This is a genomic window from Mesorhizobium sp. EU05-FHT14A09, assembly GCF_058790995.1.
Window position 1 is genome coordinate 402976 of record NZ_JBYTDF010000001.1, and the last position, 22744, is coordinate 425719.

The 22744-nt window shown below is 62.7% G+C and carries 27 protein-coding genes; 14 read left to right on the top strand and 13 right to left on the bottom strand.

Translation table 11 applies throughout. The features are described 5' to 3' along the window. Positions 1–5 precede the first annotated feature (5 nt). Positions 6–722, bottom strand: a complete 717-nt coding sequence (gene rph, locus AC3WTO_RS01710) for a ribonuclease PH (protein WP_101936017.1) — start codon at positions 720–722, stop codon at positions 6–8. Positions 723–856: 134 nt separating this feature from the next. Between rph and hrcA the strand changes: the two genes are divergently transcribed. The 3 genes from hrcA (at position 857) to AC3WTO_RS01725 (ending at position 3594) form a co-directional block, all read left to right on the top strand. Next, the gene (hrcA, locus tag AC3WTO_RS01715; protein ID WP_492458949.1) at positions 857–1942 is read left to right on the top strand and encodes a heat-inducible transcriptional repressor HrcA; all 1086 of its coding nucleotides are present in this window, start codon (positions 857–859) and stop codon (positions 1940–1942) included. Between the two features lie 32 nt (positions 1943–1974). Beyond that, entirely contained in the window at positions 1975–2169 is a 195-nt protein-coding gene (locus AC3WTO_RS01720; protein ID WP_492458950.1) for a hypothetical protein, read from the top strand. Positions 2170–2253: 84 nt separating this feature from the next. Next, positions 2254–3594 carry a PQQ-dependent sugar dehydrogenase gene (locus AC3WTO_RS01725; protein WP_492458951.1) on the top strand — a complete coding sequence of 447 codons (1341 nt, stop codon included), beginning with the start codon at positions 2254–2256 and terminating at the stop codon, positions 3592–3594. A 2-nt stretch (positions 3595–3596) separates the two neighbouring features. Here the strand turns inward: AC3WTO_RS01725 and AC3WTO_RS01730 are convergent, their stop codons facing one another. Then, positions 3597–4853, bottom strand: coding sequence for an Hsp70 family protein (locus AC3WTO_RS01730; RefSeq protein WP_492458952.1), 1257 nt, complete (start codon positions 4851–4853; stop codon positions 3597–3599). A 271-nt stretch (positions 4854–5124) separates the two neighbouring features. Here AC3WTO_RS01730 and AC3WTO_RS01735 point away from each other — a divergent pair, with 271 nt between their 5' ends. The 3 genes from AC3WTO_RS01735 to AC3WTO_RS01745 all read left to right on the top strand — a co-directional run bounded on the left by AC3WTO_RS01735 (position 5125) and on the right by AC3WTO_RS01745 (position 7668). Continuing rightward, a complete protein-coding gene (locus tag AC3WTO_RS01735) occupies positions 5125–5742 on the top strand; it encodes a LysE family translocator (protein ID WP_492458953.1) in 618 nt (205 codons plus the stop codon). Positions 5743–5905: 163 nt separating this feature from the next. Then, positions 5906–6886 carry a cysteine synthase A gene (cysK, locus tag AC3WTO_RS01740; protein ID WP_492458954.1) on the top strand — a complete coding sequence of 327 codons (981 nt, stop codon included), beginning with the start codon at positions 5906–5908 and terminating at the stop codon, positions 6884–6886. A 155-nt stretch (positions 6887–7041) separates the two neighbouring features. Beyond that, positions 7042–7668: a glutathione S-transferase family protein gene (locus tag AC3WTO_RS01745; protein WP_492458955.1), complete on the top strand. Its 627-nt coding sequence runs from the start codon at positions 7042–7044 to the stop codon at positions 7666–7668. A 20-nt stretch (positions 7669–7688) separates the two neighbouring features. Here the strand turns inward: AC3WTO_RS01745 and AC3WTO_RS01750 are convergent, their stop codons facing one another. From AC3WTO_RS01750 to AC3WTO_RS01760, 3 genes are all read right to left on the bottom strand, one after another. Beyond that, complete coding sequence (locus AC3WTO_RS01750) at positions 7689–8933, bottom strand: RNA polymerase sigma factor (RefSeq protein WP_492458956.1); 1245 nt, start codon at positions 8931–8933, stop codon at positions 7689–7691. A 5-nt stretch (positions 8934–8938) separates the two neighbouring features. Further along, positions 8939–9289, bottom strand: coding sequence for a YciI family protein (locus tag AC3WTO_RS01755; protein WP_492458957.1), 351 nt, complete (start codon positions 9287–9289; stop codon positions 8939–8941). Between the two features lie 276 nt (positions 9290–9565). Continuing rightward, positions 9566–9712, bottom strand: a complete 147-nt coding sequence (locus tag AC3WTO_RS01760) for a hypothetical protein (RefSeq protein ID WP_129410768.1) — start codon at positions 9710–9712, stop codon at positions 9566–9568. Positions 9713–10056: 344 nt separating this feature from the next. On the opposite strand from AC3WTO_RS01760, the gene AC3WTO_RS01765 reads away from it, so the two are divergent. After that, positions 10057–10551, top strand: a complete 495-nt coding sequence (locus AC3WTO_RS01765; RefSeq protein ID WP_492458958.1) for an SMI1/KNR4 family protein — start codon at positions 10057–10059, stop codon at positions 10549–10551. A 9-nt stretch (positions 10552–10560) separates the two neighbouring features. Here the strand turns inward: AC3WTO_RS01765 and AC3WTO_RS01770 are convergent, their stop codons facing one another. Beyond that, positions 10561–11244 carry an ArsR/SmtB family transcription factor gene (locus AC3WTO_RS01770; RefSeq protein ID WP_492458959.1) on the bottom strand — a complete coding sequence of 228 codons (684 nt, stop codon included), beginning with the start codon at positions 11242–11244 and terminating at the stop codon, positions 10561–10563. A 69-nt stretch (positions 11245–11313) separates the two neighbouring features. On the opposite strand from AC3WTO_RS01770, the gene AC3WTO_RS01775 reads away from it, so the two are divergent. The 4 genes from AC3WTO_RS01775 (at position 11314) to AC3WTO_RS01790 (ending at position 13229) form a co-directional block, all read left to right on the top strand. Then, positions 11314–11550 carry a DUF1127 domain-containing protein gene (locus AC3WTO_RS01775; RefSeq protein ID WP_492458960.1) on the top strand — a complete coding sequence of 79 codons (237 nt, stop codon included), beginning with the start codon at positions 11314–11316 and terminating at the stop codon, positions 11548–11550. Positions 11551–11632: 82 nt separating this feature from the next. Further along, the gene (locus AC3WTO_RS01780; RefSeq protein ID WP_492458961.1) at positions 11633–11965 is read left to right on the top strand and encodes an NIPSNAP family protein; all 333 of its coding nucleotides are present in this window, start codon (positions 11633–11635) and stop codon (positions 11963–11965) included. Next, a complete protein-coding gene (locus AC3WTO_RS01785; RefSeq protein WP_492458962.1) occupies positions 11962–12888 on the top strand; it encodes an alpha/beta hydrolase in 927 nt (308 codons plus the stop codon). Before AC3WTO_RS01780 ends, AC3WTO_RS01785 begins: the two co-directional genes overlap by 4 nt. Beyond that, entirely contained in the window at positions 12885–13229 is a 345-nt protein-coding gene (locus AC3WTO_RS01790) for an antibiotic biosynthesis monooxygenase family protein (protein WP_492458963.1), read from the top strand. Before AC3WTO_RS01785 ends, AC3WTO_RS01790 begins: the two co-directional genes overlap by 4 nt. Before the next feature lie 30 nt (positions 13230–13259). Here AC3WTO_RS01790 and mbfA read toward each other — a convergent pair whose 3' ends face one another. Beyond that, entirely contained in the window at positions 13260–14243 is a 984-nt protein-coding gene (mbfA, locus tag AC3WTO_RS01795) for an iron exporter MbfA (RefSeq protein WP_492458964.1), read from the bottom strand. Between the two features lie 162 nt (positions 14244–14405). Here mbfA and AC3WTO_RS01800 point away from each other — a divergent pair, with 162 nt between their 5' ends. Continuing rightward, entirely contained in the window at positions 14406–14729 is a 324-nt protein-coding gene (locus AC3WTO_RS01800; RefSeq protein WP_492458965.1) for a hypothetical protein, read from the top strand. 107 nt (positions 14730–14836) lie between these two features. Here the strand turns inward: AC3WTO_RS01800 and AC3WTO_RS01805 are convergent, their stop codons facing one another. Next, positions 14837–15286, bottom strand: coding sequence for a hypothetical protein (locus tag AC3WTO_RS01805; RefSeq protein WP_492458966.1), 450 nt, complete (start codon positions 15284–15286; stop codon positions 14837–14839). Between the two features lie 309 nt (positions 15287–15595). Between AC3WTO_RS01805 and AC3WTO_RS01810 the strand changes: the two genes are divergently transcribed. After that, positions 15596–16576, top strand: a complete 981-nt coding sequence (locus AC3WTO_RS01810) for a threonine ammonia-lyase (protein ID WP_492458967.1) — start codon at positions 15596–15598, stop codon at positions 16574–16576. 27 nt (positions 16577–16603) lie between these two features. Here AC3WTO_RS01810 and AC3WTO_RS01815 read toward each other — a convergent pair whose 3' ends face one another. The 5 genes from AC3WTO_RS01815 to AC3WTO_RS01835 all read right to left on the bottom strand — a co-directional run bounded on the left by AC3WTO_RS01815 (position 16604) and on the right by AC3WTO_RS01835 (position 21372). Continuing rightward, entirely contained in the window at positions 16604–17740 is a 1137-nt protein-coding gene (locus AC3WTO_RS01815) for an ABC transporter permease (protein ID WP_492458968.1), read from the bottom strand. Beyond that, complete coding sequence (locus tag AC3WTO_RS01820; RefSeq protein WP_492458969.1) at positions 17737–18657, bottom strand: ABC transporter ATP-binding protein; 921 nt, start codon at positions 18655–18657, stop codon at positions 17737–17739. Before AC3WTO_RS01820 ends, AC3WTO_RS01815 begins: the two co-directional genes overlap by 4 nt. 2 nt (positions 18658–18659) lie before the next feature. Beyond that, a complete protein-coding gene (locus AC3WTO_RS01825; RefSeq protein WP_492458970.1) occupies positions 18660–19610 on the bottom strand; it encodes an HlyD family secretion protein in 951 nt (316 codons plus the stop codon). Between the two features lie 14 nt (positions 19611–19624). Further along, the gene (locus AC3WTO_RS01830; protein WP_492458971.1) at positions 19625–20311 is read right to left on the bottom strand and encodes a CerR family C-terminal domain-containing protein; all 687 of its coding nucleotides are present in this window, start codon (positions 20309–20311) and stop codon (positions 19625–19627) included. Between the two features lie 152 nt (positions 20312–20463). Continuing rightward, the gene (locus AC3WTO_RS01835) at positions 20464–21372 is read right to left on the bottom strand and encodes a LysR family transcriptional regulator (protein WP_492458972.1); all 909 of its coding nucleotides are present in this window, start codon (positions 21370–21372) and stop codon (positions 20464–20466) included. A 100-nt stretch (positions 21373–21472) separates the two neighbouring features. Here AC3WTO_RS01835 and AC3WTO_RS01840 point away from each other — a divergent pair, with 100 nt between their 5' ends. After that, entirely contained in the window at positions 21473–22696 is a 1224-nt protein-coding gene (locus AC3WTO_RS01840) for an MFS transporter (protein ID WP_492458973.1), read from the top strand. Positions 22697–22744 lie beyond the last annotated feature (48 nt).

Sequence of the window (22744 nt, forward strand, 5' to 3'; positions counted from 1 at the left end):
CGGCCTCAGGCTACCGCCATCTGTTGCAGGGACACTAGCCGGGAAATGCCCTTCTTGGCCAAGCCCATCAGCGCCGAGAACTGTTCTTCCGAGAACGGCTCGCCTTCGGCCGTGCCCTGGATTTCGACGATGCCACCCTTGCCGGTCATGACAAAATTGGCGTCGGTGCCGGCCGATGAATCCTCAAGGTAGTCGAGATCGATGACCGGCTGGCCGTCATGGATGCCGCAGGAAATGGCTGCGACATGATCCTTCAGGACCTTGTCCAGCTTCACCATCTGTCTGGCTTCCATCCAGCGCAGGCAGTCATAGAGTGCCACCCAGCCTCCGGTAATGGAAGCCGTGCGGGTACCGCCGTCGGCTTGGATGACATCGCAGTCGACCGTGATCTGCACTTCGCCCAGGGCCTGCATGTCGACCACGGCGCGCAGGCTGCGGCCGATCAGCCGCTGGATCTCCAGCGTGCGGCCGCCTTGCTTTCCGGCTGAGGCTTCGCGGCGCATGCGGTCGCCGGTCGAGCGCGGCAGCATGCCGTATTCGGCCGTCACCCAGCCCTTGCCGGAGTTGCGCATCCAGCCTGGCACCTTCTCCTCAAGGCTCGCGGTGCACAGCACATGCGTGTCGCCGAATTTCACCAGGCAGGAGCCTTCGGCGTGCTTGGAAACGCCGCGCTCGAAGGAGATCGCACGCATTTCATCAGGCTGGCGTTTGGAGGGGCGCATCAAAGCTCTTTCTTCTTGGTTTTGGAGTCGTGGGCGGCTTGTAGCCCCATGCAGGATCGGGCGCAAAGGAAAACGGGTCGCTTGCGTCGCCCCGGTTGCAATCTATATCCTTGGCCCTGGAGATTTTGCGCCCGATGACCAAACCCATCGTCGATCCGATCATGCAATCGCCGGCCTTCCAGCCGCTCGACATACGTTCGCGCGACATTTTCCGACGCATCGTGGAATCCTATCTCCGGGATGGCGAGCCGGTCGGATCACGCTCCCTGTCGCGGATACTGCCTTCGTCACTGTCGCCGGCCACGATCCGCAACGTGATGAGCGATCTGGAACATCTCGGACTGATCTACGCGCCGCATATTTCCGCTGGGCGGCTGCCGACGCAGCAGGGGCTGCGCTTTTTTGTCGACGCCTTCATGGAGTTTGGCGACCTCACCGACGATGAACGCCGGTCCATCGAGACGCAGGTGAAGGCTTCGGGCGAGGGCATGTCGCTCGAACATATGCTGACCGAAGCCAGTCAGATGCTGTCGGGCATGTCACGCGGCGCCGGGCTGGTGCTGGCCGCCAAGGCCGAAGTTGCGCTGAAGCACATCGAGTTCATCCAGCTGGAACCGGGCAAGGCATTGGCGGTGCTGGTTTCGCAAGGTGGCGACGTCGAGAACCGCGTGATCGACCTGCCGGCCGGCATCACGCTGTCGCAACTGCACGAGGCATCGAACTTCCTCAACGCGCATATCCGTGGCCGGACGCTGGCCGAAGCGCGCGGCGAGATTGCGCGGCTGAAGGAAGAGACCCGCACAGCGCTCGACACGTTGTCGCAGGATCTGGTCGAGAAGGGCCTCGCCGTTTGGGCCGGCACTGAAAGCGGCCTGCCATCGCGCCTGATTGTTCGCGGTCGCGCCAATCTGCTTGAAAACGTCACTGCCCAGGCCGATATCGAACTTTTGAAGCGTCTGTTCGAGGACATGGAAACCCAGGATGGCTTGATCCAGCTCCTCGACCTGGCCGAACAAGGCTCGGGCGTGCGCATCTTCATAGGCTCGGAAAACAAGCTGTTCTCGCTTTCGGGCTCATCGCTGGTCGTTGCGCCTTACCGTGACAAGGATGCGCGAGTCGTCGGTGCTCTCGGAGTGATCGGACCGACGCGGCTGAATTACGCCCGCATCGTGCCGATGGTGGACTATACGGCGCAGCTGATTTCGCGCATGCTGCGGTAATTCGCTGAGACTGCCAGCCAGGAGGGAACACCATGGCGCTGGAAGAGATCAAAGCCCGCATCAGCCTGCTGCTGCAGGAGATGGTCAATCAGCCGGAAGACGAGCACGAGATCCAGGAACAACTGCGCGAGAAATTCTCCGAACTGCGGGCGCTTGGCCTGCCGCTGCCGGCCGATCTTGTCGAACTGGAGCAGCGGCTCGAAGACGGCTTTGGCGCGGAAGCATGACAGCTTTTATCTTTTCACGGTCAGTTGTGATGCGTTGATGCACCTCCCATCCTATCTTCGACCTGGTGGGCCAAGGAGGATGATGTGAAACGTGCTGTTGCAGCCTTGCTGGTTCCATTCTTTGTAGCGCCTGTGTCTCTGGCTTTCGCCCAGCAGTTCGAGGTTCTGAAAGGGGAGGCTGCCTTCGGCGGTTGGCGCACCGACAAGCCCGGTATCCAGCGCCTGCTGACGCCGCAGGATCTGCCGAAACCCTATGTCTCCGATTCCGCCTCCAACAGCCCGAGCGAAATCCGGCGCCCGAACAACGCGCAACCGAAGCTGCCTGCCGGCTTTTCGGCCGAACTGATTGCTTCCGGCATCAGCAATCCGCGTGTCGTACGCGTCGCACCAAATGGCGACATCTTCGTCGCCGACAGCCGTGCTGACCAGGTTCGGCTCTATCGGCTCGGGGACGGCAACGCCAAGCCCGTCGAAGAGGCGATCTACGCCAAGGGCTTGAGTTCACCCTATGGCATAGCCTTCCATCCGCCTGAAAAGCCGCAATGGGTCTATGTCGCCAACACCGACAGCATCGTACGCTTTCCCTACAGGGACGGCGATCTGGAGGCTTCCGGAAAGCCCGAAACCGTTGTCGCGGACATTCCGGACGGCGGTCATTGGACCCGCGACATCGCTTTTTCACCGGACGGCAAGACGCTTTACCTGTCGGTGGGCTCGGCTTCCAATGTGGCGGAAGAGTTGGGCGATCCTCCCGGAGGGCCAAAAGCCTGGGCCGCCAACGAGCCGCTGGGCGCGGCATGGGGTTACGAACGCGGACGAGCCGCGGTCTTTGCTTTCGACCCTGACGGTAACAATCGGCGCAGCGTTGCCACTGGCTTGCGCAATTGCTCGGGGCTTACCGTTCAGGCTGCGACCGGTCAGCCCTGGTGCGTGGTTAATGAACGCGATGCGCTGGGCGACAATCTTCCCTTCGAATACGCGACTTCAGTCAAGCAAGGCGCCTTCTATGGCTGGCCCTGGTACTACATCGGCAGCAATGAAGACCCGCGCCATGCCGGCACGCGTCGCGACCTTGCCGGCAAGGTGACGGTGCCGGATGTGCTGATGCAGGCGCATTCGGCCCCCCTCGGCATCACTTTTTATGAGGGCTCCCAGTTTCCAGCCGAATACAAGGGCGACGCCTTCGTCGCCTTGCACGGTTCATGGAACCGCGGTGCACCAACCGGCTACAAAGTGGTGCGGCTGTTGTTCAAGGACGGCAAGCCGACCGGCGCTTATGAGGACTTCATGACCGGGTTTGTCGTTTCCGATGACGCCGTCTGGGGTCGGCCAGTCGGCGTGGCCGTCGCCAAAGATGGTTCGCTCATCGTCACCGAGGACGGTAACGGCACGGTCTGGCGTGTCTCCTACAAGGGCAAGACCTGAGCTCAGCCGAACTTGCGGCGGGCGTCGAGCGCGAGACCGAGCCCGACCGAACCGAAGGCATCGCCCTGCACGACCTGGGCGTGCGGCACCAGGGCCAGGATGCTGCGTCGCGCCAGCGGAATAGCGGTCGAGCCGCCGGTCAGGAACACGGCCGTGATGTCTCCTGGCTTCACGCCGGCGTCGGCAAGGGTATCGGCAACCGTCTGCGTGACTCGGCCGACTTCGCCGCGGATGGTGTCTTCCAGGCCCTGCTTGTTCAAAGGCGCCGAGAATGTCGCGCCCGACAATCCGACATCCACCGACGCTTCGTCCTGATCTGTGAGTTCGATCTTGGCCCGTTCCACCTTGGTGGCGAGCGCATGGCCGAACCGATGTTCGACCACCTCGATCAGCCGGTCGACGAGATCGGCGCGAGCAGCCTCATACCGGATCTGACGTAGGTCCAGCATGGCCTTCGGCGTGTAGAGCAGGTTGATCCGCTGCCAGGTGGCGAGATCGACGAAATAACCGGCCGGCAGGTTGCGTTTACCGTCTTTCGTCTGCGTCAGATAGCCGAGTTCCGGCATGACATGGGCGATGCTGAGCAGACGGTCGAAGTCAGTGCCGCCGATGTGGACGCCGCGATTGGCCAGGATGTCGTCCTTGCGGTCGTGGACGGTCGAACGCTCCGGCGAAACCCGAACGATGGAAAAGTCCGACGTGCCGCCGCCCATGTCGACGATCAGGGCGAGCTCTTCGCGGTTCAGCGTGTGTTCGTAGTCGAGTGCGGCGGCGATCGGTTCGAACTGGAAGTCGATGTGCTTGAAGCCTTGCTTGCGCACGGCCTTTTCCAGTTGGTTCTGTGCTTCTGCGTCGGCCGCATCGTCTTCGTCGACGAAGCGCACCGGTCGGCCAAGCACCACATTCTCGACCGGTTGCCCGGCATGACTGTCCAGCTTTGCTTTCAGATTCGCGACGAACAGGCCGATGATGTCGGTGAAGGCCAGTGTGCGTGCCTGGATACGCGTCTTTTCATGTGCGAGCGAAGAACCCAGCACGCTTTTCAGCGCCCGCATCAACCGGCCTTCGACACTGTCGGTGTAGTCGGCGATGGCGCGGCGGCCGAACAGGGTGTTGCCATCCTCGAAATTGAAGAAGATCGCGGAGGGCAAAGTCGGGTTTCCGTCTTCGAGTGCCACCAGATGCGGCCTGCCGTTCTCGATCACGCCGACGGTGGAATTGGAAGTGCCGAAGTCTATGCCGCCGAAAGCCGGTCGCATCGTCTTGTCCTGGATGTTTGCGCAAAAGGGTGCGGGCCTGTCGAGGCAAGCCGCAGCGGGACCGTGCGCGTACAGGACCAGAAGCGAAATGTCGATGCCTTCTAAAGCATGATCCCGAAAAGTTGCAGACTTTTCGGACAAAGATCATGCGGCAAACAAACAGAACAGAATTCGCTTTCAGAAAAATGTGAGCGGCTGGACCAAGCGCTATGCCATTTCCAGCGGGCTGACTTCCATGCGATAAAGTATCGGTGCTTTCGAGGCTTTCCCGATGACCCTTGCCGGATTTCTTGCCTATTCCGCCGCTCTTGCGGTCGCCGCCGCCATCCCTGGCCCTGGTATAACCGCCCTGGTGGCGCGAGCGCTGGGCTCCGGCTTCCGGTCTGCATTGGCGATGTCGCTGGGCCTGGTTGTCGGCGACCTCATTTATCTTACCGCCGTGGTACTTGGTCTCGCGCTGGTGGCGCAGAGTTTCGGCATCGTGTTCCTCGTCATCAAATGGTTGGGCGTGCTTTATCTTGTCTATCTCGCCTGGAGTTTCTGGACCGCGGGCATCACGTCGGAGACCATCGAAGCCCGCAAGGGCCGGGATGGTTTCGTGCAATCGGTGCTGGCCGGCCTGGCTGTCCAGCTCGGCAATCCGAAGACGATGATCTTCTATCTGGCAATCACGCCGACCATTGTCGACGTGAAGTCCCTGACGTTCGCGGATTGTGGGGTTCTGCTCGCCATCACGGCTGTCGTGCTGCTCGTTGTGCTGGTGCCTTATCTGGCGCTTGCCGCCAAGGCGCGCTGGTTCCTGCGCTCGCCACGCGCCCTGAAGGCGTTGAACCGCACGGCAGCAGGTTTCATGGTTGGCGCGGCGGCGGCAATCGCCGCCAGGTCCTGAGATTGCTTTTTCAAAGCCTGATCTGAAATCGGATCAATCGGGAAAATTCTTCCGGTCACCCGTTGTTTCCAGCACGCCGCCCGCTCGGATATAGTCGGGCGGCGGCCTATCTTCCGTCGTTCAAAAGCCGCATAAGACAGCCTCGTTTCAGGGAGCAAAATCAATGAACAAGCCTGCAACCTCCGCACGTGTTCCCGGTCGGGGCCGCATCTACAATTCCATCACAGAGACGATCGGCGACACCCCGCTGGTCAGGCTGGACAAGTTCGCCAAGGAAAAGGGCATTGTCGCCAACCTTCTCGCCAAGCTCGAGTTCTTCAACCCGATCGCCTCGGTGAAGGACCGCATCGGCGTTGCCATGATCGAGGCGCTGGAGCGCGACGGCAAGATCACCCCCGGCAAGACCGTGCTGATCGAGCCGACGTCCGGCAACACGGGCATAGCGCTGGCCTTCGCCGCAGCCGCCAAAGGCTACAAGCTGATCCTCACCATGCCGGAAACCATGTCAGTGGAGCGGCGCAAGATGCTGGCGCTGCTCGGTGCCGAACTGGTGTTGACCGAAGGCCCGAAAGGCATGAAGGGCGCCATCGCCAAGGCTGACGAACTGGCTGCTTCGCTGCCGGACGCCATCATTCCGCAGCAGTTCGAGAACCCGGCCAATCCCGAGATCCATCGCGAGACCACCGCCGAGGAGATCTGGAACGATACCAAGGGCGAGGTCGACATCTTCATCTCCGGCATCGGCACCGGTGGCACCATCACCGGCGTCGGCCAGGTGATCAAGAAGCGCAAGCCGTCGTTGCATGTCGTGGCGGTCGAGCCGGAAGCTTCGCCCGTGCTGTCGGGTGGCCAGCCCGGCCCGCACAAGATCCAGGGCATCGGCGCGGGCTTCGCACCGAAGATCCTCGATACCACCATCTATGACGAGATCGTCAAGGTCTCCAACGAGGACGCGGTCGCCAATGCCCGTCTCGTCGCTCGCCTGGAAGGCGTGCCGGTTGGTATCTCCTCAGGTGCGGCATTGCAGGCGGCGATCGTTGTCGGCTCGCGACCGGAAAACAAGGGCAAGAACCTTGTCGTCGTCATCCCGTCGTTCGCTGAGCGCTACCTCTCGACCGTGCTCTTCGAAGGGCTCGGCGCATAGTTCTTTCTCTCAAGGGGGCTGCTGCGGCAAAGCGTTTGCGTCCGCTGGCCCTTGTGAAAAACCATCTGGCCCTGCCGTTGCCGGCTTGAGTGCCGTGCACCGGCAAGGTCAAATCTCTTCGGCTCGAAATAACGCCGGGGAGGAATCGACTGAAAATGCATAAACTCTACACGCGTCCGGGCTCGGGCGGGTTCGTGATCGAGGCCGCGCTCAAGCTGGCCGGTATCGCATTCGAACAGATCGATGTGCCGAAGACGCCGCAGCCCGCTCCGGAATTTCTCAAGATCAGTCCGATGAACCAGGTACCGGTGCTGGTTCTGCCGGACGGTCACGCCGTGCCGGAGACCGCGGCCATCTCGCTGCTGCTTGCCGAACAGCATCCCGGAAAGGGACTCGGTCCGATTGTCGGCGAGCCGGGCAGGGCGGACTTCCTGCGCTGGATGGCGTTCATGGCCACCGCCATCTATATGGCCAATCTACGCTACTACTATCCGCATCGTTCGACCACCGATGCCGACGGCGTCGGCGCGGTCAAGCAAGCAGCGGTTGTCGAAATGGACAAGGAGATCAGCATCCTGGACAGCGCACTGGTCGGGCGCGACTGGCTGGTCGGCGACAGCCGCACCATCGCCGATATCTACATGCTGATGCTGGTGTGCTGGTATCCGGAACCGGACAAGGCGCGCGCTGCCTGGCCGAATGTCGAGCGGGTATGCGCCAGGCTGCGTGCCGATCCCATGCTGGCTGCGCTCAACGGTCCGCACGAGATGTGGCCTGCCTGAGCAACGGCGACAGGCGCTGCTCAGTTCAGCAGCGTCGCCTTTCTTGCCGCGAGGAAGCGTCGCACGGCGTCGTCCCGTTCGAGGCCGATCGCCCGCTCATAGGCTAGCCTCGCTTCATCGATTTGGTGGAGTTCGGCAAGCAACCCGGCGCGTGCTGCCCAGTAAGGCTGGTAGTCTTCGATGCGACGGTCGCCGGCGACCGTATCGAGTTCGGCCAGTCCGGCGGCAGGCCCATCCGTTTCACCAATGGCCACTGCCCGGTTGATCGTCACGACCGGCGAGCCTGCCACCAGCGCAAGCGCATCGTAGAATTGCCGTATCGCCGCCCAGTCGGTCCTGCCGGTCAGGCGCCGGGCGACGTGCACGGACTGGATCGCCGCTTCGATCTGGTAGCGGCCGAGATCGGCCGAACGGCCTGCCCGTTGCAGCAGCGAGTCCGCCTCCTCGATCAGCCTGGCGTCCCACCGGGCCATGTCCTGTTCGCTGAGCGGCACGAAATCGCCTTGCGAACAGCGGCGCGCTTCGCGTCGGGCCTCGGCGTAAAGCATGAGGGCAAGCAGCGAGAGCGCTTCCGGTTCGTCCGGCATCAACTCGGTCAGCAGCCGGCACAGCCAGATGGCTTCGGTCGCCAGATTGCGGCGTCGTGTTTCGGTGCCGGCCGGATCTGTCCAGCCTTCGGCGAAGGCGGCGTAGACGGCCTCCAGCACTGCCGAGAGCCGCTCGGGCAGTTCAGGGCGCTCGGGGATCTGGAAAGGAATGCCTGCTTCCCGGATGCGGGCCTTGGCGCGGACCAGCCGCTGTCCCATCGTGGCGGGCGAGACCAGGAAAGCCGAGGCGATGGTGGCGGCGTCGAAGCCGAGCACGGTCTGCAGGATCAACGGCGCACGCACGCCTGGATCGATCGCCGGGTGGGCGCAGGCGAAGATCAGGCCGAGCCGGTCGTCCGGCAGTTTCTCGCGCATCGCTTCTTCCTCCATCTCGTCGCCGATGAGCCTGAGGTGCGGCAGTGCCGCCTCACGGGTCTGGCGCCGGCGATGCTGGTCTGTGGCCCTGCGGCGCGCCACGGCGAGAAGCCATGCTTCCGGATTTTGCGGAACACCTGTTTCCGGCCATTTCGTCAATGCCATGGCGAAGGCATCGGCGAGCGCATCTTCGGCGCCGGCGACATCGCGCGACCGCGCCGCGAGGAATGCGACAAGCTTGCCGTAGCTGTGGCGGGCGGCTGCTTCGGCTGCCGCCCGGGCCTGTTCCGTGGCCGAGGCCATGACGCTCAGTGTGTCGGCCAGATCGGGCGCACTTCGACAACGCCGTGGCTGGCCGCAGGGCAGCGCGCGGCCCAGCTAAGGGCGGCGTCGAGATCCTCGGCTTCGATCAGATAGAAGCCGCCGAGCTGTTCCTTGGTGGTGGCGAAGGGGCCGTCGAGCACCTCGGTCTTGCCGTCGCGGACCTTGACCGTCGTGGAGACGTTGGACGGTTGCAGCCTTTGGCCCACGACCATGGCTCCGGCTTTTTCGAGCGCGGCGTTGTAGGCCATGTAGGGTTCCGACATCACGCCCTGCATTTCCGGGGTCATCCTGGCGAAGGCGGTTTCGTCGACATGGATCAGAAGTATGTATTGCACGATAGTCTCCCGTGGTTTCGAAGGCCGCGTTCTTGCCGGCCACCCGAATGTCGCGGGAGCTTGCCTGATTTCGACAGGCGATGCGGAAAAATCTTGAGGCCTGCCCAGAAACAGAACCGCCAGCGAAGGCGCCGGCGGTTCGAAGATCGGGAAGTGGTATCGCTGGGGCGGTTCAGGGACGCGCGGGAATTCCGGGCCGCAGTGGCCGGTAGGTGGTCGTGCGATGTTCGCCGGCGGGACGGGCGACCCGGCTGTCGTGACGGCTTTCCAGTGTCATCAGTGCGCGCTCACGCCAAGCGCGTGGGCGCGGCGGGCGCAGGCCGGGCCTGGACCGCGCATGTAGTGGCGTTCCGGCCGATAGGTCGGCGCGATGAATTCGCGGATGGCTGCGGCGTAGCCTTTGAACTGGCTCCAGATGGTCATTCGTCTATTCCCTGTCCCGATTTTCGGATGCCCCGTCCGATTGGGATGCATCCTAGCGAGAAGGCGTGAATAGTCGGTGAACGGGATGTTAATCTTCGGGCAAAACCTTTACGAATCGTGGCCGGAAAGTGGCGGATTGGCGGTGTTTTGACGCCTTTTGACGCCTTCGTCGGCGATGTGGCTTTCGTGCCACAGAAGCTTTCGTTTGGGACTCGAAAATACGCGGTTCTGTTTCGATCCTGCGCTACGAAATACGGAACGATCGAGTCGTCTTGGGAGTTGCGGAAGAGGCTCCGTTTTCACTACGCTGCAGGACATCAACAGCGATCTGCGGGAATGTGAGAATGGAGCTCTGGCGCTTTGTCGACGCCATCAACCAGGCAGGAGAGCGCCCGGCAGCGCCAGCCGATCTGCAGCGGTTCGAGGAAACGACGGGGATCTTCCTTCCCGACGATTATTGCGCGTTCCTGATGACCTGTGCCGGCGGTCGCTGCCTGCAGAAAGTTTCATTCGATTTCCCGAACGGCGTGTGGGCCGGATATGTGGAGGACGTCGGTGGCCTGCACAAGAATCCGCGCTACTCGCTGGAGCACAACCGGAAATCTCCACCATGGCCCTTACACAACGACCTGGTGTGGATCATGAATGACCATGGCGGCAATCCGATCTGCCTCAGGTTCGATGACGGCAATGAGGGAAAGCTCTGCCTGATCGACCACGAGCTCGCGCCGGAGGACGACGACTGGACTCTGGAGGAAGCCAGTTCCAAGGACTGGGGCTACGTCTTGCCTCTGGCGTCCTCGTTCACGGAATTCGTCAGAAGTCTCCGGCGCAAATAATCGATTGGCTTAGATTTCGAGGAATGCCTTCTCGAACGCCTGGCGGCCTTTGGGCGAGAAGGTGACGACGCGGCTGTCCTTTTCGCGGCGCGCCCATTTCTCGGCGAGGATCTTGTCGAGAATTGCGGCGCCCAGCTGTCCGGCGAGATGTGAGCGACGCACGCTCCAGTCGAGGCAGTCGCGGCAGACCGGTCGGCGCGAAGGGCCGAGCTTCTCCACATCGATGCCGACGGCGGTGAAATGCGAATGGCCGATCGGGCCGAGGCGGATCTCCTGGCCATCGCGCACGAGGACGTCGCGGGCAAGGAACGTGTCCATCATTTTCACCGCGTGTTCGCCGGCGAGATGGTCGTAGCAGACCCGCGCCTCGCGCATCGCAGGTTCGCGCGGGCCGGGGCGCGCCCGCTTCGGCCCCACACCCGCAGCCACACCCATGATGGCCTCCAGCATGGAGGCAACCTGCGGCCCGGCCAGGCCGTAATAGCGGTGGCGGCCCTGGGCCGCGACCGTAAGCAAGCCGCCCTCGATCAACTTGGCCAGGTGAGATGACGCCGTCGGCAGGCTGACACCACCCTCCAGCGCCAGTTCGCTCGCCGTTAGCGCGGAACCTGTCATCAGGGCCGTCAGCATGTTGGCCCTGGCCGGGTCGCCGATCAGGCTGGCGATACGGGCAATGTCCGGTCCGTCTTTCATGGTTCGATCTCCATCAAAGCATTGCCGCAGAGAAAAGCACTAATCTGAGGGCAGTTCAAGGAGACAACGATGACCAGCCTGTTCCAACCTGTCAGCCTGCTCCAACCGGTCTGCGTCGATGCCGGTTATGCGAGGTTCCGCTTTCGCTGGAGATCGCGTGGGCTGCTCTCGCACTTCATGCGCCGTTACGATCGCTATCTGCAGCGGCTCGATCTTGCCGAACTCGACGCATGGCAACTCGGCGACCTGGGTCTGACGCCGGAAGACGTTCGGCGCGAATGCGCGAGGTCCTTCTGGCGGTTGTGACCGCATCGGCAGTCTATTCCCATTTTCCAAGCCGACGTTTCGATGCCGATCGAAGCGTCAGTGCCATATCAAGGAGACGACCGTGACCATCACCTGCTTCATCCGCTACGAGATCGACCCTTTCAAAAAGACGGCATTCGAGGAGTACGCCCGTAACTGGGGGCAGGCGATCCCGCGCTGCGGTGCGGACCTGATCGGTTATTTCGCGCCGCATGAAGGCTCGGCCACGACAGCTTATGCGCTCTACAACGTCGACAGCCTGGCCGACTACGAAGCCTACCGCGCTCGCCTCGCCGCCGACCCCGCGGGCAAGGCCAATTTCGAATTCGCCCGTCGCGAGAATTTCATTCGTCGGGAAGACCGGATCTTCCTGAAACTGGCATCCGCGCCGCATGCGGCTTTGGTGAAGCCGTGATCGCGGGCGATGTCTCAATGCTCGGCGGACGCGCCGGCGAGCCGCAGTTGCTCGTCAGGCGTGCGGCCTCATCGGGACCCAGCGTTCTCTACGTCCATGGCGCGACGTTTCCCTCGGCATTGTCGGTCGCATACCGGTTTCACGGCCATTCCTGGATGGATGATCTGCACCAGCGTGGTTTTGATGTGTGGGCGTTCGATTTTGCCGGCTATGGCGGCTCCGATCGTCCCGACTATTTTTCGCGTTCGCCTGTTGGCAAACAACCGGGCGGCCGTGCGCCATCGGCCGCCCGGCAATTGGCTCGTGTCGTCGCGCATGTCCTTGCCACGACCGGGAGGCCGCGGGTTTCGTTGCTTGCCCATTCATGGGGGACACTGGTCGCCGGGCTCTATGCGGCGGCGCGAGCCGAGACGTTGGACCGCCTGGTGCTGTTCGGGCCTTTCGCCCGTCGCGCGGCGGCAAGTCAGATCGAAGCCGATGTCCCGGGCTGGCGGCTGGTGTCGATAGCCGATCAATTGTCGCGTTTTGTAGAGGACGTACCCCCGGGGCACCCGCCTGTCCTGATCGAGCCGGAGCTGGCGTCCTGGGGGCCGGCATACCTCGCCACGGATCCGGCCAGCGCTTTGCGAACGCCGCCATCCGTCCAGATCCCCGGTGGCCCCGTGGCCGATATCGCGGCTGCCTGGAGCGGTCGGATGGCCTATGATCCCGATCTCATCAAGGCGCCCACGCTGATCGTGCGCGGTGCCTGGGATAGCGTTTCGAACGACGCCGATGCTGCCTGGCTGATGAACCGGCTCGGAAGCCGGATCAAGCTCGATCGCAAACTTCCCGACGGCACCCACTTGATGCATCTCGAGACCGGCCGTGTCGCGTTGTTTGAGGCAGTTGGCGATTTTCTCACAGGAGAGACCAATCCATGATCGCTGTTATTTTCGAAGTCACGCCGGCCGACGGTAAGCGTGACGCCTATCTCGGCATCGCCGCCAATCTGCGCCCGTTGCTCGACGGCATCGACGGTTTCATCTCGATCGAGCGGTTCCAGAGTTTGACCGATCCGGCGCGTGTGCTGTCGCTCTCGTTCTGGCGCGACGAGGACGCGGTGAGAAAATGGCGGAACACCGAGGACCATCGTCATGCCCAGAAGGCGGGTCGCGGCGGCATCTTCTCGGATTACCGCCTGCGCATCGCCCACGTCGTCCGCGACTACGGCATGTTCGATCGCGCTGAAGTGCCGGCCGACAGCCAAAGGGCGCATGGCTGATCGGCGCTTCCCGACAAAAGAGAAAGATCGTCAGGCGTTGCCGATCAGTACGCCTGCTGCGAACACCAGGGCGCCGCCAAGCACGACCTGAAACGCGGCGCGCAGGAACGGCGTTTCCATGTAGCGGTTCTGAATGAAGGCGATTGCCCACAATTCGAAGAACACAACCACCGCCGCGACGGTGGTCGCAGTCCAGAAATTCGTGATCAGATAGGGCAAGGCGTGGCCGAGGCCGCCGAGCGACGTCATGATGCCGTTGGCCAGGCCGCGTTTCAGCGGCGAGCCGCGCCCGGAGAGCTTGCCGTCGTCATGGGCGGCTTCGGTGAAACCCATCGAGATGCCGGCGCCGATCGAGGCCGAGAGGCCGACGAGGAAGGTCTGCCAGGTGTCGTGCGTGGCAAAGGCTGCGGCGAAGATGGGTGCCAGCGTCGACACCGAGCCGTCCATCAAACCGGCCAGTCCCGGCTGCACATAGGTGAGGATGAATTGCCGCCGCTCCGTAGCGGCCTCCTCATCACGCACGTCGCCGGGCACATATTTCTGTTCGAGTCTGTGCGCCAGGTCCTCGTGATTCTGCTCTGCGGCGGCGAGGTCGCCAAGCAGCTTGCGGGTGGAAGCGTCCGACGTGCGCTTGGCCGCCTCGATGTAGAAGAGTTGCGCCTGCCGTTCCATCTCCTCGGCCTGGTGGCGAACCTTTTCGATGCCCAGCGGGCGCACCAGCCAATCGGGCTTGCGTTCGTAGTAGCCTTTCACATGCTCGCGGCGGATCAGCGGGATATGTTCGCCGAAACGCTTGCGATGCAGTTCGATCAGCATGCCGCGATGCTTGTCCTCTTCCGCCGCCATCTCCTCGAACATCCTGGCTGAATGCGGATAGCTGTCCTGCAGCCCCTCGGCATAGGAGCGGTAGATACGGGCATCGTCCTCTTCGGAGGAGATGGCCAATGCCAGGATTTCCTGTTCGGAGAGCGATGAAAAGGGACGGCGGCCGAAACCGAAAACGCGCGAAAGCATGATTGATGATCTCTAGTTTAGAATTATTCTAAACTATGTCGAGGTCTGCCGCCGGTCAAGCGTGACTGGTGCAGTCGCGGCCGCAACGGGCGCTTCGTGCGCGCCTTTTTATCGGCAAATGTTCACCTATATATCGAGGAAGCCAAACCGGAGATATTCTGCATGACGGCAGCCAGGCGCGTGAAACATATCGACCCCAAACCCGTGCTCGACCTCATTGCGTCGATCGAAGCTGATCTGGCGCGCCTCAGAGACATGGTGTCGGCCCAGATCGAGCCGTTCGATCCGGCCAATCCGCACAACAAGACATCGGACGGCAAGCTGACGGGTGAGGGGGTCGAATGCTGTTACCGGCTCTTCGACCAGGGGGCATCGCGCTATTCCGTCTCGCAGAAAATGAAGATCTCCTTCGCGGCAGCGACGCACCGTTTCAATTCCTGGCGCAAGGCCGGAGGAAACAAGCGCAAGCCGACGCTGCTGGGGTGAGGGCTGGGCAGTAGGCAATAGCGAATAGGCAGTAGAAAAACGGGTAGACACGCTCCGCGTGACGCCAAGATTTACCGTCTACTGCCTACTGCCTACTGCCCGTGCGATCAGCTCATCAGCGGGCAACGCGGATCGCGACGACCGAAGATAAGGCGCACGCGTTCACCGCTGCGGGTCATGCCACGCACCTCGATGGTGCGGCGGCCGACGCCGGCGACACGAGCGCGGCGTACGCCCATACGCTCGGCCTTGTCGAGCGCGCGGTCCGGGCTGCATTCGCGGCGGCGCTCGGAGAATTCGTCCGGATCGTTGCGGTCGCTGCGCCATTCGTCGGGGCGGCGGCGGCCATAACCGTCGTCCTCATTGCGCCATTCATCCGAGCGGCGGCGATCGCCGCAATATTCGCGGTCGGGATCGCAGCGCCGGTCGCGCATGATGACCTTGGGTCCGTCCGGTCCGATCTGGATGTTGAGATCTTCGGCCGAGGCGGTTGCCAGCGGCATGCTGGTCAGCGCCAATGTCATGGCGAGGGTGGAAAGGGTAAGGATCTTGCGCATTTGGAGGCCTCCTCTCATCGCCGCACATGGTCAGGCGGCGCCTTCCTGTTCAAGTCAGATTTCGCTTAGGGTCGAAACAATCGGTGAGCACCGCCGACGTCCCTGACGAACCGATGACACCAGAGCATTTCCGTTATTACGGAAACGCTCTAACTCTTTGTTTTGCGCAATTCCGGACGGAAAACCGCTACGCACTTTTCCTGGAATTGCTCCAAGCGAATGAACATTGTCACGGTCACATCTTTTCGTTGGCACTCGCCCATGCTTCGCGCACATGATGACGGCGAATGTGTGATTAGGCAGGGTCCCATGACAGCTTCGCTTCCTGCGATCGCGGATGTCCGTAACGCCGCCGAACGTCTGGCGGGTTTGATCGTGACGACACCGTTGATCGAATCTCCCATGCTCAACGAGCGTTTCGGTGGTCGTATCCTGTTCAAGCCGGAAACGCTGCAACGCACCGGTTCGTTCAAATTTCGTGGCGCCTACAACAAGATTTCCTCGTTGTCGCAGGAAGAGCGCCGCGGCGGGGTGGTCGCCTTCTCATCCGGCAATCACGCCCAGGGCGTCGCGGCGGCCGCGGCGATGTTCGGCCTGAAGAGCGTCATCGCCATGCCTTCAGACGCGCCGGAAACCAAGGTTGCCAATGTGCAGCGCATGGGTGCCGAAGTGGTGCGTTTCGATCGCTTCGGCGACGACCGCATGGCGGTGGTGCGGCCCTGGGTGGAGCAAGGCATGGCGCTGGTACCACCCTTCGACGATCCCGCCATCATTGCCGGCCAGGGCACGATCGGGCTGGAATTGGTGGCGCAGGCGACCGCCCTTGGCGTGACGCTCGATGCCGTGGTGATGCCCTGCGGTGGCGGAGGCCTGTCGAGCGGCATTTCGATCGCAGTCAAGGATGCCTCGCCGCAGACCGTGGTCTGGGTGGCCGAGCCCGAACATTTCGACGACACCCGCCGTTCGCTGGAAGCCGGCACGCGCATCGGCAACGATCCTGGCCATGACTCGATCTGCGACGCCATCCTCACCCATGAGCCCGGCGCCATCACATTCGAGATCAACCGCAGGAACCTTGCCGGTTCCATCGCGGTTTCGGACAAAGCGACGGCGGCGGCGATGCGCGATGCCATGGCCTATCTCAAGCTGGTGGTGGAGCCCGGTGGCTGTGTCGGGCTTGCCGCGTTATCCTCCGGCCAGATCGATCTTGCCGGCAAAAGCGTGGCGGTGGTGCTCTCCGGCGGCAACGTTGACTTTGGTACCTATGCCAGGATCCTGGCTGCGGCGTAGTGCGCTTCTGCTGAAAACGGAAACGCCCTAGTCGAGTGTGCGGCGGAAACGCATCAACGCCAGCCCGGCGAACAGCGCCACGAAAAAGATCAGCCAGCCGATCTCGCTGGCGATGGCGCCAAAGCCGGCGCCTTTCAACATCACAGCACGCACGATGCGCAGGAAATGCGTGAGCGGGAAGATTTCGCCAAGCGTTTGTGCCCATCCGGGCATGCCGCGATAGGGGAACATGAAACCGGACAGCAGGATAGAGGGCAGGAAAAAGAAGAAAGTGAGCTGCATCGCCTGCATCTGCGTGCGCGACACCGTCGAGATTGTGTAGCCGAGCAGCACCAGTCCCAGGACGAAGACCAGGATCGACGACAGAAGCAATCCGAGGCTGCCGACGAAGGGGACATGGAACAGGAGCTTCGCCGCAAACAGCACCACCACCACCTGAACCGCCCCGACGCAGGCATAGGGCAAGACCTTGCCAAGCATGATCTCGACCGGGCTCGCCGGCATGGCGAGCAGGTTCTCCATCGTGCCGCGCTCGCTCTCGCGCGTCAGCGCCATGGCCGTCATCATCACCATGGTCATCTGCAGGATGACCCCGAGCAGGCCGGGCACGATGTTGTACTGAGAAATGCCTTCGGGATTGTAGAGGCGGTGGGTGATGACATCGAGCTGGCTAGCCGCATCCTCCGCCGCGGTAGCCTCCATGCCGCGGGCGCGCAGCAGGGCCTGCGAGGCGACGGTGCCGAGCGTGGAGATGGCGCCGCTCGCCGATGACGGGTCGGTCGCATCGGCCTCGATGAGGATTTGCGGCCGGTCGCCGCGTTCGACGCGCTTGCCGAAATCGGCCGGGATGGTGACCACGAAAGAGACGTCGCCGCGCGCCAGCAGGAAGTCCGCCTCGGCCTCCGTGCGGGCGACATAGTCGAAGCGGTAGTAGTTGGTGTTCTCCAGCGCCGAGACCATGGCGCGCGTGTAAGGGTCGTTGCTCATCGCCAGCAACGCGGCGGGCAGCCGCTTGGGATCGTTGTTGATGGCGAAGCCGAACAGGATGAGCAGCATCAGCGGCACCCCCAGCATCATCGCGAAGGTGACGCGATCGCGTCGCATCTGGATGAATTCCTTGGTCAGCAGCGCGCCGAGCCTGGCGGAGGAAAACAGGTTGCTCACGCCATATTGTCCTTCGAGCCGGCCATGAACTGGATGAACACGTCTTCCAGGCTGGTTTCACCGGGCGTCACCCTGACGCCGGGATGCGCTTTTTCGACATCGGCCAGTGCCAGCTTCAGCGCGGCGGCATCCGAGCCGACGACATGCAGTGTCGCGCCGAATGGTGCCACCTGGTCGACACCCGTCCTGCCTTCCAGGGCTGCCGTCACCGTGTCGAGCCGGGGTCCTTCGACGATGAAAGTGGTGAGGCCCGCATTCTTCACCACGTCCGCCACCGTGCCGGTCGCCAGCAGCTTGCCGTAGGAAATGTAGGAGATGCGGTGGCAGCGCTCCGCCTCGTCCATGTAATGGGTCGAGACCAGAACGGTGAGGCCGCCGCGCGCAAGGTGATGGATCTCGTCCCAGAATTCGCGCCGGGCTTTGGGATCGACGCCGGCAGTGGGCTCGTCGAGTAGCAGCAGGCGGGGCTTGTGCATGATGCAGGCGGCGAGAGCCAGCCGCTGCTTCCAGCCGCCGGAAAGCGTTCCGGCAAGCTGGTTGCGTCGGCTGGCCAGGCCGAGTTCCGCAAGCGTCCTTGCGACGTGATCCTCGATCGGCTTCAGGCGATAAAGGCGGGCGACGAATTCGAGATTTTCGCCGATCGTCAGGTCCTCGTAGAACGAGAACTTCTGCGTCATGTAGCCGACCTCGTTCTTGATCTTCAGGCTCTCGGTCCTGAGGTCGTAGCCGAGCACGCTGCCTTCGCCTTCGTCCGGCGTGAGCAGCCCGCACATCATGCGGATTGTCGTTGTCTTGCCGGAGCCATTGGGGCCGAGGAAGCCAACGATCTCGCCTTCCGCCACATCCATCGAGACATGGTCGACGACGGTGCGGTCGCCGAAGCGCTTGACCAGATTTTTGACATCGATGGCGTTCATGCCTAATCGCCACTCACCAGATCCACATCCACGATCTGCCCCGGCTGCAGCCGCCCTGCATCGCCGGCCGGCCGGGCTTCGACCAGGTAGACCAGCTTCTGGCGGTTTTCGAGCGAGTAGATGACCGGTGGGGTGAATTCAGGATCGGGAGAGACGTAGCTGATGCGTGCCTTGAGGTCCTGCGGGCAGCCATCGCAGCGTAAGGCAAGTTGACCACCGACCTTCACGGAGGAGAGGCTGGCTTCGGGCACATAGACGGTGAGTTTCACCGCGCCGTCCGGCAGCACCGAGAGCACCGGCGCGCTCGGGCCGGCGGTGTCTCCGGCATGGCGGATGATGTCGTCGATACGGCCCGCTGCTGGCGCCACAAGCGTGCGCTTGGAAAGCCGCCATTCGGCCTGATCGAGCGCGGTCCTGGCCTGTTTGACCTGGTTTTCGGCGGCCTTGATCGTTTCGGGCCGAGCCGGCAGCTGGCCGACGGCCAGATTGGCGGTGGCCTGGCCGATGGCCGCTTCCGCGACCTCGGCCTGGGTGGCAGCGTCGTCGTACTGCGCCTGGGTGGTAACCCCGCGTTTCAGCAGGTCCTGCGTCCGGGCAAGCGTGCGTGCGGCGTCGGCCGCCTGCGCCTTTGCCGAGCGCAAGGTGGCGTCGAGCACGGCGATCTCTTCCGGCCGCTTGCCCACCTGCAGGTCGGCAAGCTGCGCTTCCGCCTGGGCCAGTGCCGCCTTTGCCTGCGTCACGGCGATCTCGGCATCGGCTTTTTCGAGTGTGGCGACCGGCTGACCGGGACCGACACGGTCACCGCGCCGCGCTGAAACCGCCGTCACCTCGGCCACTTCGATTGGGGCCAACAGCACGAAATCGCCCTCTACATAGCCGACGGCGAGCGGCGCGCTGGCGCTGCATGCCGAGAACAGTTTTGCCGCCAGCGGCAATGAACACAGGAAGCTCATGTTTCACCCCCAAACTATCGGTCTTGCCGCTCATGCTTGTCCTGGCGCGCGTCGAGCATCGCATCGAGATTGCTGTGCAGCGTGGCGAGGATCTTGTCGGCTTCGTCCTGGCCGATCTTTGACCAACCCATGCGGCGCAACACCGGCTCGCGCCCGATCCGGAAATAGACCGCCTGTCCGATCAGCGAGAAAATGGCGAGCCTGGTGCTCTCGCTTTCCGCCGGCTCGCCGGTGGCGCGCTCCCAGATAACGCAGAGCCTTTTGTGTGTCGGCTCGAACAGGCCGGCATAGATGCGATCGAGCGTTGGCGTGGGATCGGCGAGTTCCCGCAACATGAATTGCACGATCTCGCCGGCTTCGGGTCTTGCTACGATGAAAGCGACCATGCCTTGCAGCGTGGCTTTGAGGTGCTTGCGCGCCGTTTCCGGTGTCAGGCTTGCCGGATCGGGCCCGGCCATGCCGCCGAGCGCCTGATCGGCGATTGACTGGATCGTCTCGACGATGTGGTCGGCAACGGCAGCGCGCAGGCCTTCCTTGCCGCCGAAATGATAGGCGATCGAGCCGATATTGGCTTTGGCTGCAGCGGCAATCTCGCGCGTCGAGGTGCCATCATAGCCTTGACGGCCAAACAGCTTGAGTGCGGCGCGCACCAGTGCAGCCTTGGTCATCTCGGCGGGTGAGAGGGATGGTTTGGTTGACATGGACGTAATTTAATCAATCGAATGATTAAAGTAAAGTCGGTGTCGTTTGTCGAGAGCATTGCAGGCGATTCTGTTTTCGCCTGAGATGCTCTCGCTCTTTGTTTTCACGCAGCTCCGGACGCAAAACCGCTGCGCACTTTGCTGAAATTGCTCTAGGACGTGAACGGAGCGGGGACTTGCAACCCCTCGAGCAGCGCGCCGCGAAAGACCGCAATGGGGCGGGCGAGACGGCCGGCGGGCGGTCGGTGCAGCATCCAGGCGCGCACCTGCGGCCGAAAATCCCGGACCTCGATGATTTCGACCCGGTCCTGCCACGGGCTTCCGGCCAAGGCTGCGGGCGTCACGATGCCGATGCCATGGCCACGCGCCACCAGCGACAGCCGCAGATCGGCGCTCAAGGCCTCCACGCCGACATTGAACGGCAGCCGCGCAGCTTCGAACTGGCGGCGGATGAAGTTGCGAAAACCGCATCCTGTCTCATTCATCACCCAGGGAAATTTCGACAGGCCTTCCAGGCTCGTCGGCTTCGGCAGCAGAAGATCCTTCGCGGCGACCAGCACCACCGATTGGATTCCAAGATCCTCGCTGATGAGCTCGTCAGATGGCTGCAGCCCTTCGGCAAGGCAAAGCGCTGCAGCGTCCAGTTCACTGCGCAGGACCTGATCCACCAGCCGCGGCGACCAGCCGGAGGTGATACGCAGTGTCAATTTTGGGAAGTCGGTTCGCAGCCGTTCCACCGGAAAGGCAAGCGCGGCATCCGAAAGATAAGGCATGATGCCAAGCCTGAATTCGCCTTCGATCTCTCCGACCGGCGAAACGCCGGCCTTGAGATCGTCCAGCGAACGCAGCACCCGGCGACCATGTTCATAAGCCTCCCGGCCGGCTGCGGTCGGCTTGAACGGCTTGGACTGGCGATCGAGCAACGTGGTGTTCAGCCGGTCTTCGAGGTTCTGGATGCGCCGTGTCACGCCGGGCTGGGTAAGGTTCAACCGCGCCGAAGCTCCGACGATGGAGCCTGTCTCGACAACGGCGACGAAAGCCTCGAGGTCATGAATATTCATGCGAGTTTTGCATAATCATTATTGGTAATTTTAATTTGTATCATGATGACGGCTGAGAATAAAGCTCCTGGTCGATATGTTCACGACGAGGAGCAGCTCCATGTCCACCAACGTCACCGATGCGTCCTGTGACGTATCGCACCCGACTTCCATCACCGGTTGGCAGGTATTTCTGTTCGCGGTGGCGGTCGGTGTGATCGTGACCAACCTTTTTGCCCCGCAAACCCTTGTCGGCCTGATTGGCCCGGCTTTAGGTTTCGGAACCGGGACCGGCGGGTTGGTGGCGATGGCCACCTTGCTCGGCTACGCTGCGGGGTTGTTCTTCCTCGTCCCCTTGGCCGACCTGTTCGAAAACCGCACGCTGGTCCTGCGGATGTTGGGCTGCGCCGTTCTGGCAACGGTTGCAGCGGCGTTTGCGCCTGATGCCGTGCTGCTGATTGTCATTCTTCTGGTACTGGGTGCAGCCTGTTCCGCAATCCAGATCCTGGTGCCCATTGCCGCATCGATGGCGGAAGCGGAACGACGCGGCCGCGTCATCGGCGATGTCATGAGCGGCCTGATGATCGGCATTCTGCTGGCACGTCCCGCTGCCAGCCTGATTGCCGACGCCTTCGGCTGGCGGGCCTTCTATGGCATGAGTGCGGCCGCGATGCTGCTGCTCGGCGTGGTTCTGGCAATGCGGCTGCCGCAGCGGCGGCCGGTGGGCGGCAAAGCATATCCAGCCCTGATCGGTTCGCTCTGGAAGCTGCTGCGCGCCGAACCGGAATTGCGCCGTCATTCCCTCACGGCCAGCCTCTCGATGGCGGCGTTCAGCCTGTTTTGGACATCCGTGGCGCTTCGTCTGACGCAGCCGCCTTTCGATCTCGGTCAGCGCGGCATTGCGCTGTTTGCACTTGCCGGCGCCGGTGGTGCGGTGGTGACACCTTTGTTCGGTCGCGCCGGCGATCGCGGCTGGACGCGACCTGGAACCATCTTCGCGCACTGCCTCACGATTTTCGCCTTCGCCCTGTCGGCCTGGGCCGGATCGAATTGGTCAGGCTCCTGGCTCCTGCCGCTTCTGTTGCTGGGTGCCAGTGCCATCCTTCTTGACGTCGGTGTCACCGGGGACCAGACCTTGGGTCGGCGGGTCATCAATCTGCTGCAGCCGGAAGCACGGGGCCGTCTCAATGGCCTGTTTGTCGGCCTGTTTTTTCTCGGTGGCGCGGCCGGCTCGGCTCTGGCGGGTGTTGCCTGGACATGGGGTGGCTGGCCGGCGATTTGCGCCATCGGCGCCGTCATCGCAGCAGCCAACCTCGTCATCGACGGTCTTCGGCGCAAGCGATGATGCAGGGCGGCGGCGGCCATGTATCAGGCCAGCCCGCAATTGCGGTTG